Consider the following 14,465-nt stretch of genomic DNA (forward strand, 5'->3'; position numbering starts at 1 on the left):
AACCTATCACGAGTGTTTCTATGTCTCCACTGCTTCCGGTGTTACTCGCCCAGAGCGAGACGGCCAGCACCGACAGGGGGCGCATCGCGCTCAACCGCATCGATGGCCTCGCCGTTCAGCAATGCGCGGAGAGTCTCGTCGTTGTGGCGCGCAAAGTAGGCGCGGAGATCTTCCTCCGGCTGACGATCGGCCAGGTAGGACTGGAGCAAGCGCTCAATGGCATCCGGGACGTCTTCCGCAGCCGCACGGTAGCCGAGAGGGCGAGAGGTACGAGCGTATTTGCCTACGGCCCCGCCAACGCAGAACTGAAAGGCATCTACGAGCTTGCCGTCCTTCTTGATCTTCTTACCTTCAAGACCGATATCGGCGATCCAGTGCTGGCCGCAGCTGTTGGTGCAACCGGTGACGTGTAGCTTGATCTGCTGATCGAAGCCCGGGAGGCGGTCCTCCATCTCGCTGACCAGCCACTTTGCAAATCCTTTGGTTTCAGTAATGGCGAGCTTGCAGAACTCGGTGCCGGTGCAGGCAATCGCTCCGCGCCAGAAAGTTGATACATCGACCAGAAAGCCAAGCGTGTTCAGCTCGATGACCAGGGCAGCGGTCATCTCATTGGGCACGTTCACGATGATGATGTTCTGCATGATGGTGGCGCGAAGCTGACCATTGCCGTACTTATCGGCGAGATCGGCGAGCTTTTGCAACTGATCGCCAGTGACCCGTCCGCGAAGAACGCTGGCGCCGACCGAAGAGAGGCCGGGTTGGCGCTGCTGGGTGATACCGATGTGGTCGCGATAGATGTCGTCGGCGATGTTCTCGTCTTCTACGGGAGAAGGAATCAGCTTGTAGCCCAGCTTCTGTTCGAGCACCTCGAGGTAAGATTCAGGCGTCCAGCCGAACTTCATGAAGAGATACTTGGAGCGCGCCTTTGCACGGTTTTCGCGGAGCACGTCGGCGTCGCGGAAGATCTCCGCAGCGGCGATGACAGTGGCGAGGGCCTGATCCTGACGGATGAAGGCGGGAATGCGCGCGGCGATGTGCGGTTCCGTCGAGAGACCACCGCCGACGCGGAGGGTGTAGCCAACCTCTTCCTTGCCGTCTACGACGTGCTTGATCGCAGTAAGAGCAACGTCATTGATCTCGGGGTAGTTGCACCATAGAGGGCAGCCTGAGACGGAGATCTTGAATTTGCGGGGCAGGTTATAAAAGGCTGTGTTCGCCGTGAGCGTTCTTGCTACTTCGACAGCAAGAGGTGAGGCGTCGATGAGCTCGTCGTGGTTGATTCCGGCGAGGGGGCAGCCGGTCACGTTGCGGACGACGTCGCCGCAGGCTCCCTTGGGGGAGAGGCCAATCTCGGTAAGAGTATCGACGACTTCGACGAGATCGGCGATGGTGAGCCAGTGAAGCTGGATGTTCTGGCGGGTCGTGATATCGGCCAGGTTGCGTGCGAATTTCTTGGTGATCCCGCCGATGACGCGAAGCTGATGGCTGGTGAGCAGGCCGTTGGGCAGGCCGATGCGCAGCATGAAGAATTCAGTGGCTTTGCCCTCACCATTCTTGCCGCCAGCCAGGCCGAGACCGTCGCCCTGCGAGTAGACTCCCCACCAGCGGAAGTAGAGCGCCCAGTCTTCGGGGACAGAGTCGCGCCCGTCGCGGGCAAACTGGCGGATCTCGTCAAAGGCCTCCCAGGGGTTCTTGGCGAGCTTGAGGCGCTCTGTCTTCTGGGCTTTGGTCTCTTTGACGGCGGGGGCGGAAGGGGTGGTCATTAGATTCCTTTGGTGAAGCAGAAATAAAAAGAGCCCACTCAAGTTCGTGGGCGCTTATGACTTTGCTGATGTGTATCGGACTTTTTAGGGACAGTCTACGAAGCAGGGCAAAGGCGAAGGCGCACGGAGTCGCAACAACACATGCAACAACGGGATGCGCAAAATATCGCCATTGATATTAGGATAGTCGGAGCCTTGTCATGCGTCAAGAAAAACAGGGTCTAAGCACTCGCCTTTTGGCTGCATTTCCGCATAATGGCGGAGTGAAGGCGCTCGCGAAAGTCGTCTGAAACCTCGTAAACTTCAGTTCCGCGATAGATTTCAATGGTTTGGCGGGTCGTATTGAGGACCACCTCGCAGTGGCTGCAATCGGCAGTATGAGCGCGAACCTCTTCGAGAAGCTCGGGGCTGATCTGGCCGTCGAAGTAATCGGTAAGCTGGCTGAGAAAATCGGTGCAGGTCATGCTGGCTGACCCTCCTTCTTGTGGAAGTATCTGCTGAGACGCTCACGCAACTGCAGGCGTGCGCGCAACAGTCTCGATTTGACGGCGGGAACACTCAAGCCGAGAGCCTCCGCAGTCTCTTCCGTGGAGAGATTTTCAATGTCGCGCAGGGTGAAGACGGTGCGAAAACCGGGGGGAAGGCCCTGGATCGTCTTGCGGAGAATCTCGGCCAGCTCTGCCTGATTGTAATTTTGCTCAGGATTGGGCCGCCACTCGGCGAAGTCTCTGGGGATGGCCCCATCTTCGGTCTGGACGTCGGCGTCCATCGAGACAGTCTTGCTGGTCTTGCGCTTGCGCAGCCGCATGAGGCTCTCGTTGACCGCGATGCGGACCAGCCAGGTAGAGAACTTTGAGTTTCCCTGGAACTGCTCCAGCTTCTCGTAAGCCTTGAGGAATGCGTCCTGCGTGATGTCTTCGGCGTCTTCACGGTTTTGAGTAATATGCTGCGCTACCCGAAAGATCTGGCGTTCGTACTGCCGCACGAGCTGCTCGAAGGCAGCCGCGTCCCCCGCTTTCGCGCGTGCTACAAGCGCTACATCGGGATGAATTTCTTCCGTCGCTGGGGATTGGATGGTTGACATGTGCAGAAGGGTGCCAAAACAAAAGGATGATTAGTTAAAGTCAATCCATGCACCATAGTAAATGCAGTAAGGGGTGAGAGCAATGCGGCCCGCTCGAAGGCGCGACCAGCACCAGGGGATCGCCAAGGCCAGCTCCCCATGGAAGAGCTAGAGCGGTTCTCTTCCAGATATAGTTTTGGTGATTCGAGCAAAACGCAGATTCCCTTCGGGAATGACAAACAAAGGAAGCTACGCCTGAGAGGATATAGCTATAGAACGGCTACATCTTGGCGCGGAGCGGCTGGGATGGCTCGGTCGCGATGCCTGCACTGTTTAGCTCCTGCGTGTACTTCTTCAGCAACTCATGGTGCAGGCAGTAGAGCGCAAGCTCCAGACGGTCGGAGACGCCCAGCTTGTCGTAGATCTTGCGAAGATAGTTCTTGATGACCTGTTCGGTGGTCCCGACCTGGTAGGCAATCTCCTTGTTGCGCATGCCCCGGGTGATGCAGCTGATAATGGCCAGCTCTTTTTTCGATAGCTTGGGCTGCACCTTGGGATCCGTAAGCGAGGTTGCCTGGGCACGGTAGGCCTCGATGACCCAGCTGATGGATTGATTGTCGATCCAGGTCTCGCCGTCGGCGATCTTACGGACGCACTTGACCAGAAGATCGGGGGAGATGGAACGCGGCACTACACCGCGGACGCCGCGGCGATAGAGCTCGACCGTGTTGGACTCGTCCGCCTCCGAGACCTGGACGATCAGCTTGGCATCGGGATGCTGACGCACCAGCTCCGGAATGGCGTCGATGGTTCCGGCAATCAGCTGGCCTTCGAGCACGACGACGTCGGTGGGGTAGCGCTGCAGCGCGAGATACAGATTATTTAGGTTCTCTACCTGGGCGACGACGCGGATGTCGTCCTCAAGGGCGAAGATCTTGCGGATTCCAACACGATAGATGGCCTGCGAATCGGCCAGCACGACGCGAATTCCAGTCGGACCCGGGTTCTCCTGGAGAACAGTCTCCTCCGGTCCATCGTCTTCACTCCGGGTTTTGTCAAAATGAACAACCGTCATAAATCAGGCCTTTAGAAAATATTCGTCGATCACAGCAGCGGCCTTCTTCTCACCATTCTCAACGGAGTGGCGCACCACGCGGCCCCTACAGTGGATGGTGACATCGGTAGCAGAGCCCATAACCGCCGATGGCATGGTAATAGTGAACTCAATTTTACTGTCAATCTCGGGAAGGCGGTCGCTGACAAACAGCAGGCCGTTGGCGGAGATATTCTCGGTCACTGCGTCAATCTCTCCCTCCTCCGTACAGAGGTGAATGGCCAGTCTCATAGGAAAACGGACTGCATTGCGAACTGGGTTGTCTCCATTCGTCCTGGGCCGCTGACTCACACGTCCTCCTTGGCTCAACCTCGCGGCCGCGATGCGGTCCGTTGGTTGACATAGAGGAGTCTACCGTACGCCTCCGATTGAGCAAGAAATTTCTGGGGGGTGCGAGATTCGGAATCGAACGTATGCCGTAACTTCCATGAGGTCGCACCTGGATTCAGCCATCCCTGTGCACCACAACGTTAGCAATAATGTTCCACGTGGAACAAAAATCTTCAATCGGTGGTATAATTCCGCGCCTTCAGTAGGACGACAGGGCAAACGTCATTGCTGATTTTCATTGCTTATTTTCAGGTGAGGACCTTTTTTGCCGCAGGCCGACGAACAGCTTTCGGCTTAGGGGCCTTGGCGTTACTCCCAGAGAGGAAGGTCGACCAATGCATCTGCGATTGAGGGGCGATCTCAACTGACCATGGAGATTGTGCTTTTTTGATCGCCAGCCTGGCCATGGCATCGACGATCCAGTGGAAGCTGGCCTCGCCTACCGAATAGAGATCGGCATCGGGTACGGGATTCATGAAGTCGATGGCGTAGGGGATACCATCTTCAACGGCGAACTCGACCGTGTTGAGATCGTAGCCGAGGGCACGGCAGAGCGTGAGGGCGTCCTGCTCGACACGCTGCAAGAGCTGAGGATCGCTGCTGGGCGGCTCCTGTATGTATCGGTGTTCAAAGGGCTGATGTGGATCGTAGGCCATAATGCGGACCTCGGACTGGCCGACGACGAAGCAGCGGAAATATTCCTGGAAGTTGACCGCGGCCTGGAGTGTCATGCAGAGGTCGCGGGTCTGGTCGTAGGCGACAAAGAACTCGTCGCGGTTGTGGACGTGGAAGACGTCGCGCCAGCCGCCGCCATCGTGCGGTTTCAGGAAGGCGGGAAAGCCGATGTGGTCGAAGATGCCATCCCAGTCGAGCGGATACTCGAGATTGCGGACGGAGCGGGCGTTGATCTGCGACGGGAAATTCTTGTGCGGAAGCAGAATGGTTCGGGGAACAGCGACACCAAGCTTTGAAGCAAGGGCGTAGTTGAAGAACTTGTCGTCGGCGGACCACCAGAAGGGATTGTTGATGACCTGCGTGCCAGTAAGCACAGCGTTTTTGAGCCATGCACGGTAGAAGGGCATCTCGTGCGAGATGCGGTCGATGATCACATCGTAGCCGGAGGGGACAGCCATCTGCACGCCGCCCACGTGGGCGAATTCGGCGCGGACGCCGTCAATCTCCATGGAGTTGATGCGGTCGACAAGAGCGCTGGGAAAGGTATTCTCCATTCCGAACAGGACGCCAATCTTCTTCAAAGTGCTCTCCCTTGTCTATAAGTCTTCAAAGTGCTCTGTCTTGTCTATCAGTCTTCAAGGTGCTCTGCCTTGTCTATAGATAGGTCTGAATCATGCGCTGCCAGGTAGACCAGTCGTGGCCGGCACCGTTGCCCCAGACGTCGAGGCGACAGGGAATCTCCTTGGCATGAAGGATGTGAGCCATCTGCTGATTCATGCCGCGGCAGACGTCATCCACTCCCGTGGCGAGGACACAACTGTTGCGGCGGTAGAAGTCGAAATAATGAGCGTCGCTCATGTTCGGCATGTAGTGAGTCGGCAGATTGAGGTAGCAATCCTGGTCGTAGTAGCCGGAGAGGAAGCCGGAGGGGTCGAGCGCGCCGCCCATGGAGAGGATGCCGGTGAAGGTCTCAGGGTGGCGGAGGGCGATGTTGACCGCATGGTAACCACCGAAGCTGCACCCAATGGCACCGAGGCCCGGAGAGCGGTTCCGGTGGCGGACGAAGGGAACGACCTCTTCCAGGATGTATTGCTCGAAGCGAAGATGGCGGGCGACCCGGGCGCGTGGAACGACGGTGCGGTTGTACCAGCTTTCGGCGTCAACGGAATCAATACAAAAGAGTTGCAGATGGCCAGCTTCGATCTTGTGCTGAACGGCGCTGACCATGCCCCGGTCCTCGAAGTCGAAGAAACGCCCGCAGGAGGTAGAAAAGGCAAGTGCGGGAGGGCCGGCGTGTCCGAAGACGAGGAACTCCATCTCCCGCCCGAGGGCTGGCGATAACCATTTGTGATATTCGCGGTTCACTGGCTCTATTGTAGCGAGATTGGGGGATAGGAATTAGCAGCGCGTAAGCATTGCGAAAAGCTGCATTTTCGGCCATACTTAGGTGTTGGGCTGTATCAGTCCTGTCCTGTGTAAAGAACTTCGCGGACGGGCGTCAGGCTCAAAATAACAGTTTTGAAAGGCATTCCTAGTGTTGATGATCCGTTTGGCGCGCGTTGGAGCGCGTAAGCAGCCCCACTATCGCGTCGTTGTAATCGAAAAGGACCGCGCCCGCAATGGCCGGTCGGTTGAAGTCGTGGGCACGTACAATCCCCGCACAAACCCTGCGACCGTCGACCTGAAACGCGACCGCATCGACTACTGGGTGGGCAATGGCGCGCAGTTGTCGGACCGGGTCGGAAAGCTGATGACCCAGGCTCCTGCAGCGACGACCGAGGCTGCGTCTGCCGCTTAAGTCACGTTACTGATGAATCTTTGGGAACGAAAAGCAGGGTTCCCAAAGATTTCGTAACAGAGCCGGTTCCTTATATCGCATCGTGCACATTACTCACGTAGAATTTCTCTATTGCACCGTCGATAAATCGGCTGTGCAAAATGGGGAAAGCATGGCGCATTCAACCAGGCTCCCCATGAACCGTTGTGATGCTCGTAGCAGCGCAGTCTGGAAGATCTCGCATCAGATGAGACTAAAGGTTGAGCGTGAGCGTCGCAGCGTGACTCCCAAGAGGTGTGTGTAATGGATGAAGCCATGCAATTGGCATCAGGTGACGATTCTGCGAAAAAGATGAGCGACCTGGTCGCTGAACTTGCCCGCGCGCTGGTGGATAAACCGGAAGAGGTTTCCGTGGAGACCATCCAGGATGGCGATGGGACGCTGCTGCGACTGCATGTGGCGCAGAGCGATGTAGGCAAAGTGATCGGTAAACAAGGCCGGACGGCGCGCTCGATACGCACCGTGCTGAGCGCGGCCAGCATGAAGCTGAAACGTCGCTTTTCGCTGGACATCGTGGAAGAGACCAGAGCATCGTGATGTGCTGAGTTAGTTTTTGTTTCGACCTATGACAGCAAACGCTTCTTCGTGGATCGCGCTGGCTCACTTGCTACGGCCTCAAGGCCGTAAGGGCGAGTTGCTCGCGGAGTTGTTGACCGACTTTCCTGAACGGTTCGAGGAACGAAAGCAGATCTTTCTTGCGGCGCCTGGCTTTGACGGCGAGGCGGCACAGGCGCGAACGGCTGAGGTCATCGCATTCTGGCTGCCTGTCGGCAAGAACGAGGGGCGCATCGTGCTGCAGTTTGCCGGGGTGGACTCAATCAATCAGGCAGAGGCGCTGGCCGGGCTTGAGGTTCTAGTTCCAGACGAGGAACGGGCACCACTGGACGAGGACGCGGTCTATATCAGCGAATTAGTTGGTTGCACGGTGTATGACGGCGCGGTAGCGGTTGGCGTGATCGCCGACGTTCAGTTCCCTGCTACGGCGGATGGCTCTCGACGGCTGGAGGACGCTGCCCCGCTGTTGGAGGTTACATCCCCCGATGGTAACGAGATTTTGATTCCCTTTGCCAAGGCGTTCATAGTCGGAGTGGATACTAAAGTGAAGCGAGTAGACATGGCCCTGCCCGAGGGCCTGCTGGAAGTGAATCAATCGCCGAAGCCGAGCGACGGGGTAAAGATTCGCCAAGAGTCGAAGCGATAGCTGTCCATGGCAGCGCATCGCAGGCACTAAACTGATTCTTATGCGCTTCGATATCATTACAATTTTTCCGGGCTTCTTTGACAGTCCCCTGGACTATGGAATCCTGAAGCGCGCCCGCACGGCAGGCCTGGTGGATATAGCTACGCATGATCTGCGCGGTTTTACGCATGATCGGCACCGGACGGTGGACGACAGACCGTTTGGCGGCGGCGAAGGCATGGTGTTGAAACCGGAGCCTATTTATGACGCTGTCGCCTCGCTGGGAATTTCATCCAAGATCGAACGGCAGCAAAAGAAGGAGACAGTAATTCTGCTCTCGGCGCAGGGACGGCCATTTACTCAGACCGTGGCGCGTGAACTTGCCGCGACAGAGCGAGTGGTCATTATCTGCGGACGCTATGAAGGCGTGGACGAGCGCGTGAATGAGATGCTCTGCGACCGGGAGATCTCGATTGGGGACTATGTGCTTTCGGGTGGAGAGCTGGCAGCGGCGGTGATTGTGGATGCCGTAGTCCGGTTACTGCCGGGCGCGTTGGGGAACCCTGATTCGTCGCGGTTTGAGAGCTTTGGGGCAGATGATGCGGCAGTGGATGGCGAGTCTGTGGATGGGGTTCCGCGGAGCACCTATGGCGCGGGAGGGTTGCTGGACTATCCGCACTACACGCGGCCTGCGGAGTTTCGCGGAGTGGCGATTCCTGAGGCTTTGCGCGGCGGGGACCATGAGGCGATTCGGCGCTGGCGGCGAAGGATGGCCCTGCAGAAGACGCTGCAAAACCGGCCCGATCTGCTGGACCGGATTGCGATCAGCGAGGAAGATCGAGAGATGCTGGCGGAGCTTCGGCCCGATAGCGAATATGAGGCGTAAATAAGGACTTTCGCGCCCAGATTCGTGTACACTAAAGACTCGAGTCCAAACACAGGAAAGTTGTCATGTCGATCAATCCAATCATGCAGAAGCTGGCCGCCAAGTTCGAGCGGACCGATTTACCCGAGTTTGCCCCTGGCGATACCGTCCGCGTTCAAGTTAAAATCCGCGAGGGCGAGAAAGAGCGTCTGCAGGCGTTTGAAGGCATGGTGATTGCCTGCCGTAAGGGAGCCCAGGGCACCTTTACCGTTCGCAAGATGAGCTTTGGCCAGGGCGTCGAGCGCATCTTCCCCTACAACTCCAAGGTTGTGGACAAGGTCGAGAAGATTCGCTCCTACGAAGTTCGCCGCTCCAAGCTGTTCTACCTGCGCGGTCTGCGCGGCAAGGCTGCCCGTCTGCGCGAAGTCGAGCGCGCCAAGTAAGCTTTCATTCTTCGTTTTACAGAGCCACGACTTCGGTCGTGGCTTCGTTTTGTGCGCTGCCGGGTTATACACTCGTTGATGACGCGTATGGCCTTTGTTGCATCGATTCGAATCTCGAAGACAGTCACTGCCGCGACAGCGAAGCAGCGAATGCTGAAGCAGCTTGTGTGCAGCGATGCGCCGGAGCAGGCTTTGCGATATCACGGCTATCGCAGCATTGCCGGCGTAGATGAAGTGGGCCGCGGAGCCTTGTTTGGACCTGTGGTCGCGGCTGCGGTGATTCTTCCCGAACGCCTGAGCGGACTGGCAAAGGCAGGGCTGACGGATTCGAAACAGCTGACGCAGGAGCAGCGTGAGCAGTTGAACAAACGCATCAGGCGGCTGGCGATAGCGGTTTGCATCGCCGAAGTGGACGCTGCGACGATCGACCGCGTGAATATCTACCAGGCGACGCGAATGGCTATGCTGGCTGCCGTGCAGGGGTTGGAGATTGCGCCGGATCATCTACTGATTGATGCCATGCGACTGGACCATCCCTGCAAACAGACAAAGCTAATCTATGGAGACTCGCTGAGTCTTTCGATTGCGGCGGCTTCGGTCGTCGCCAAGGTGTACCGGGATGCATTGATGCGCGATTTAGACCTCGTGCATCCAGGATATGGGCTGGCGTCGCACAAAGGCTATGGCACGCCGGAGCATCGGCGGGCGCTGGCTGAACGTGGGCCATGTGACCTGCACCGGCGCACTTTTGCTCCGGTGCGCGCAGTCGATCCAGATGCAGTGGTCGAGGCGCAGGTCACAGAAGAGTTGCTGTTTGATGATTTCGAATTAGAAGAGGGGAAGAAGTGGGATTGAAATTGATGTGTGTCGTCGCGCATCCCGACGATGAATGTTTTGCGTTTGGGGGAGCACTGGCGTTGGCTGCGGAGAATGGAGTGGAAACTTACGTCATCTGCCTGACCGATGGCCAAGCGGCTACGAACCGTGGTGACGCAGCATCGGGCGAGGCGTTGGGAAAGATGCGGCGAGAAGAGTTTACCGCGTCGTGCGAGGTGCTTGGCGTGACCAGGCATGAGCTGCTCGATTATCACGATGCTCGCTTGGAGTTTGTCGACTTTTCGCAGGCTGCCGGGCGGCTGGTAGAGAAGATGCGACAGTTTCGACCGGACGTTGTGCTGACGTTTGGCACTGATGGCGGCCTGAATACGCACCCTGATCACATGATGGTTTCGATGCTGACTACGGCGGCATTTCACTGGTCGGGGCAGACAAAACGCTATCCGCAGCTTGGCGCAGTGCATGAGCCGAAACGGCTGTTCTATCTGAGTACGAACTTCTTCATCCCGGGTCGGCAGGCACCGAATCCGATGCCTTGGACGGTCATACTCGACATTGAATCCGTGCGAGAGCTAAAGACGGAGGCATTTCGCCAACATGCTTCGCAGGCTCCTTTGATGGAGCAGACGAAAGAGCTGTTTGCAAAGTACGGCGCTGAGGAGTTTTATACACTGGTGGCCGCAAAGGAGCCGCAGCCAGCCCGGCTCGAGAACAATTTATTCGATGGACTGGATGAATAGCCGGCCTTGCGTGGTGAACAATCATGAACATGACTGACGCAGAAACTGCGGTGGATCCTATTGCGCTGTTCAAGGCGTGGATGCTTGAAGCGGAGGCCGGCGAGCTGAACGACCCCAATGCTGTGGCACTCGCTACGGCTACGACAGAGGGCGCGCCGAGTGTTCGGATGGTGCTGTTGAAAGGATTGGACGAGCGCGGGTTTGCCTTCTACACCAACGCAGAGAGCAGGAAGGGCTCCGAGTTGTCGGAGAATCCGCGGGCGGCGATGTGCTTTCACTGGAAATCGCTGCGCCGTCAGGTCCGTGTAGAAGGCCTGGTTTCAGAGCTTCCCGAAACAGAGGCAGATGTCTACTTTCATAGTCGCTCGCGAGGTAGCCAGCTTGGGGCAGTAGCTTCGCGACAGAGCAGGCCGCTAGCCAGCCGACAGGCTTTGGAAGAGCGTGTCCGATTGGCCGAGGAGCGCAGTCCGGACGAGGTTTCACGCCCTGAATACTGGCGCGGGTATGTGCTTTGGCCAGAGCGAATCGAGTTTTGGGTAAATGGCGTAGAGCGACTGCATGATCGGTTCTTGTTTTTGCGCACCGATAACGGCTGGTCAAAGGAACGACTGTATCCCTGAATTCGCTACTGGAGCAATCCCTTCACCTTCGTCTGTACCGAGTAGAGAGAGTGGTGCGTGAGGATGAATAATGTTCGTCCGTCCTTTCCGCCAAAGACGAGGTCAATAGGACGTTCCGGAACGTTGATGGTATCGATCAGCTGACCTGAAGGATTGTAGACATAGATCTGTCCCGCCGCGATAAAGACGTCCCCTTCTGCATCCTGGGCAACGCCTTCGCCACCTTGCTCTGCGAAGAGCTTCGTGTTCCTCAAAGTACCATCTGGACCTACGCTCGAGACGTAAGTTTTTTCCTGCGATTCGTCGCTGGAATAGAAGGGGTGACCTGGCACAGCCCGCGCCAAGCCAAACGCGCGCAGGATATCCGCCATCTTCGTCCCGTAATACAGCGCACCGCGTACAAAGTCCTCGCCTGCCGGGATGAAAGTTGTGCCGTCGGGAGAGAGGTATTGGTAAGGCTTGAGGACAGGAACAGCTTGCAGAAAGTCGTTCTCGTTGCGCCAGTAATCTACTGGAAGGACCGCCGTAAGACCCAGCCTTGGCGCGGCTGGCTGGGGCTTGAGCAGCGTGATGTGCTCCTCTGGCGAGTTTGGATTGAACGAATAGACCGTGCCATCGCCGTCGTAGGAGACGACCATGAGATCGCCTGACTTGTCGAATGCAAGCTGCACTGGAGACAATGGGCTGTCGCTGACGATGACAGGATTGTTGTTCTCGGGCGACCACTTATAGATACGCTGCCAGTGAGCATCGACAAAGTAAAGTTGCCCTAAGTGATCGACTGCTGCGCCGGAGATATTGAAGAAGCCCGTAGACAGCATTTCTATCTTTGCTCCACTAGCAACAACTACGGAGAGAGCGGCCGGCGCTGGTGCGGTCTTGAGAGCATCGATAGTAAGTGCGGCAAACTCACGGTCGCGAATCTCTATGGTATGTGGCTGCTCAATAACAACGGAGTTATCGAAGGACACCTTACTATCGCTATAGACATGGATGTTGCGTAGCCGGATATTATTTGAACTTGCAACTCTGATCGCATCGGAAAACGGTTGATAGCTGCTGACTACGCGATAACTATGATAGTTTGCGATCGTGATGTTACTTGAATTGTCGATAGAGAGCGGCAACGCAAATGGCCCTTCCCCGCGCTCTTCTTCAGTCTGCAGAGCATAGATCTGCCAGTTCGACGCATGATTCAGCTTCACCTCGTTCCGGACATGGTGCTCGCTCGACAACTCATAGATTCGTCCGGAGGTCGAGGTATTGGAGATTGATACCCCCGCCTGCGCGAAGGTGCTTGGAGTCCATATATCCGCGAAGGTTCCGCCTCCCCCATCGGTGATCCATAGGCTGGGGTACTGGCTGTCCCATTTGCGGCGCGCATCCGAGTCGGACGTGTGGGTGTTGTTGTAGATGGTGGCAAATGAGACTCCCGGATAGTTCGTCCCGTGGCCGCCGAGGAAGCGAACGTCATCCATCAGCGAATCTGCCCCCGCCATCCACTTTGCGCCAACTGCCCTGCTGTTGATGCCGTTGGTATAGAGCCCAATGCCAGTAACGATGTTGGTTCCACCGTGAGGCGTCTCCAGCAATGGCTTAGGGGAACCGGGGCCTTGAAATGCCGGAGTGGAATCCGGCAGATCGATTTGCGTTGTTGTGGGATTAAGGCCAATGAACACGGTGTCTGGCCTTAAAAGGATTGTGTCGGTAACGATGTAGTGGCCCGAGGGAAAGTAGATTGTACGGTGTTCGGCAATTGCCTTTTTAATGGCAGCGGTGTCGTCGGTTACACCATCTCCCTTTGCTCCCAAGGTATGCAGGTTGACCCAAGTATCCTGAGCCGGAGCGGATGGAATATCGGATGGAAGTGGAGCAGGGAGCGCGCTCAACGCATGCGTATCATTGGTTGTTCTAATCTCAGGAGTCGCCCCCTCCTCTGCGAAGGTGAGTCCATGCGTGAAATGACTTACCTTGTATATTTCGCCAGCACCGTCTATCTTTTTACCGCTCTCACGAAACTCGGCGAAAAAAGGAACATGGTGGCAGATGATGTCTTCAAGATTAATTTCGGTGTGAGCATTTCTCTCGTTGCTCACAATGATTGCTGGCCCGCTGATGTCTTCAAAACGAGCATCCTTTACCCATAGCTCATCGGAGTAACCTGGATCGATCGATATCGCTGTGGGCACATTTCTAAAATGATCGCGGATCAAAGTGAGTCCGGCTTCATGCTCCTTGATTGCAGCAACGCTTTGCCCTTCAAACGTGGAATCCAGCAACGTAAATTGCCAACCGGGCGATGGCTTACGAGTCATAATACCGTATTGGCCACCGTAAAAATGCAGGTCCTCTGCCTCGTTGCCGACATCATGCAATGCAGCTATGCCGGACCCGATATGGAAATCCATGTGCGCCAGATAGCAATGCTGCGCAACATGAAAGCGAATACCAACGGCTGCGGGATTGCCATCCTGAATTTCGAAATCGATGTTACTCATCGCGGAATAGAATGTTCCAGGATTTGCATCTGGGATGAGATTGTTGGGAGGTACGATTCCAGCCAATGGATCACCGCGGCGGGGCCTGCGATGGGTTGCGTCCGGACGGCCACCCGCGAAGAGAAGCATGTATCCAATTCCCTTCTGAAAGCCTGGAGTATTCTTCGCGAGCACAAGGACAGGGCGCTTTGCGCCATAGCCGATCAAACGAATACCAGGCCAGACAACAATGGTTTTGGTGATGCGGTAGCGCCCTTCGGGAATAAACACGATTCCCTGCGTCGTCGACTCCTGCACTTTGGTGATGGCCTGTTGGATGGAATCACTGTCGTCCGCGATGCCATCGCCATGAACACCATGATCGCCTCTGGTTAGATAGACGGCCTTGGGATCGTCAGGGCGTAGCGTGTAATATGAGGCTCCCCATAGAGGAACTGAAACCAATAGAAATAGAACAAATGCTGTCCATCGGATTTGCCTGCGTGTCATGGCTTCCCCTG

The 14,465-nt window shown here is 56.5% G+C and carries 16 protein-coding genes; 8 read left to right on the forward strand and 8 right to left on the reverse strand.

What is annotated here, in order from left to right; translation table 11 throughout:
* Positions 1-41: 41 nt before the first annotated feature.
* From VMU57_RS05215 to VMU57_RS05245, 7 genes are all read right to left on the reverse strand, one after another.
* Positions 42-1,763 carry a nitrite/sulfite reductase gene (locus VMU57_RS05215; protein ID WP_325381523.1) on the reverse strand — a complete coding sequence of 574 codons (1,722 nt, stop codon included), beginning with the start codon at positions 1,761-1,763 and terminating at the stop codon, positions 42-44.
* Positions 1,764-1,984: 221 nt separating this feature from the next.
* A complete protein-coding gene (locus VMU57_RS05220; RefSeq protein ID WP_325381525.1) occupies positions 1,985-2,227 on the reverse strand; it encodes an anti-sigma factor family protein in 243 nt (80 codons plus the stop codon).
* A complete protein-coding gene (locus tag VMU57_RS05225; RefSeq protein WP_325381527.1) occupies positions 2,224-2,847 on the reverse strand; it encodes an RNA polymerase sigma factor in 624 nt (207 codons plus the stop codon). Before VMU57_RS05225 ends, VMU57_RS05220 begins: the two co-directional genes overlap by 4 nt.
* Positions 2,848-3,106: 259 nt before the next feature.
* Positions 3,107-3,901 carry a response regulator transcription factor gene (locus VMU57_RS05230; RefSeq protein ID WP_325381529.1) on the reverse strand — a complete coding sequence of 265 codons (795 nt, stop codon included), beginning with the start codon at positions 3,899-3,901 and terminating at the stop codon, positions 3,107-3,109.
* A 3-nt stretch (positions 3,902-3,904) separates the two neighbouring features.
* Entirely contained in the window at positions 3,905-4,231 is a 327-nt protein-coding gene (locus VMU57_RS05235; protein WP_325381531.1) for a PilZ domain-containing protein, read from the reverse strand.
* A 287-nt stretch (positions 4,232-4,518) separates the two neighbouring features.
* Positions 4,519-5,526, reverse strand: a complete 1,008-nt coding sequence (locus VMU57_RS05240) for a hypothetical protein (RefSeq protein WP_325381533.1) — start codon at positions 5,524-5,526, stop codon at positions 4,519-4,521.
* A gap of 73 nt (positions 5,527-5,599) precedes the next feature.
* Positions 5,600-6,310: an esterase family protein gene (locus tag VMU57_RS05245; protein WP_325381537.1), complete on the reverse strand. Its 711-nt coding sequence runs from the start codon at positions 6,308-6,310 to the stop codon at positions 5,600-5,602.
* Positions 6,311-6,485: 175 nt separating this feature from the next.
* Here VMU57_RS05245 and rpsP point away from each other — a divergent pair, with 175 nt between their 5' ends.
* From rpsP to pdxH, 8 genes are all read left to right on the forward strand, one after another.
* The gene (rpsP, locus tag VMU57_RS05250) at positions 6,486-6,743 is read left to right on the forward strand and encodes a 30S ribosomal protein S16 (protein ID WP_325381540.1); all 258 of its coding nucleotides are present in this window, start codon (positions 6,486-6,488) and stop codon (positions 6,741-6,743) included.
* Between the two features lie 282 nt (positions 6,744-7,025).
* Entirely contained in the window at positions 7,026-7,319 is a 294-nt protein-coding gene (locus VMU57_RS05255; protein ID WP_325381542.1) for a KH domain-containing protein, read from the forward strand.
* A gap of 28 nt (positions 7,320-7,347) precedes the next feature.
* A complete protein-coding gene (rimM, locus tag VMU57_RS05260) occupies positions 7,348-7,983 on the forward strand; it encodes a ribosome maturation factor RimM (RefSeq protein WP_325381544.1) in 636 nt (211 codons plus the stop codon).
* A gap of 40 nt (positions 7,984-8,023) precedes the next feature.
* Entirely contained in the window at positions 8,024-8,848 is an 825-nt protein-coding gene (gene trmD / locus VMU57_RS05265; protein ID WP_325381546.1) for a tRNA (guanosine(37)-N1)-methyltransferase TrmD, read from the forward strand.
* 65 nt (positions 8,849-8,913) lie between these two features.
* On the forward strand, positions 8,914-9,270 hold the full coding sequence (gene rplS / locus VMU57_RS05270; RefSeq protein ID WP_348268503.1) for a 50S ribosomal protein L19: 357 nt from the start codon (positions 8,914-8,916) through the stop codon (positions 9,268-9,270).
* An 87-nt stretch (positions 9,271-9,357) separates the two neighbouring features.
* Positions 9,358-10,125 carry a ribonuclease HII gene (locus VMU57_RS05275; RefSeq protein WP_325381550.1) on the forward strand — a complete coding sequence of 256 codons (768 nt, stop codon included), beginning with the start codon at positions 9,358-9,360 and terminating at the stop codon, positions 10,123-10,125.
* A gap of 5 nt (positions 10,126-10,130) precedes the next feature.
* Positions 10,131-10,847, forward strand: a complete 717-nt coding sequence (locus VMU57_RS05280) for a PIG-L family deacetylase (protein ID WP_325381599.1) — start codon at positions 10,131-10,133, stop codon at positions 10,845-10,847.
* A 23-nt stretch (positions 10,848-10,870) separates the two neighbouring features.
* Positions 10,871-11,467 carry a pyridoxamine 5'-phosphate oxidase gene (gene pdxH / locus VMU57_RS05285; RefSeq protein ID WP_325381552.1) on the forward strand — a complete coding sequence of 199 codons (597 nt, stop codon included), beginning with the start codon at positions 10,871-10,873 and terminating at the stop codon, positions 11,465-11,467.
* 5 nt (positions 11,468-11,472) lie between these two features.
* Here the strand turns inward: pdxH and VMU57_RS05290 are convergent, their stop codons facing one another.
* Entirely contained in the window at positions 11,473-14,454 is a 2,982-nt protein-coding gene (locus tag VMU57_RS05290) for a glycosyl hydrolase family 28-related protein (RefSeq protein WP_325381555.1), read from the reverse strand.
* Positions 14,455-14,465 lie beyond the last annotated feature (11 nt).

The sequence above is a fragment of the Edaphobacter sp. genome (assembly GCF_035532915.1).
In the GTDB taxonomy this organism is placed as follows: domain Bacteria; phylum Acidobacteriota; class Terriglobia; order Terriglobales; family Acidobacteriaceae; genus Edaphobacter.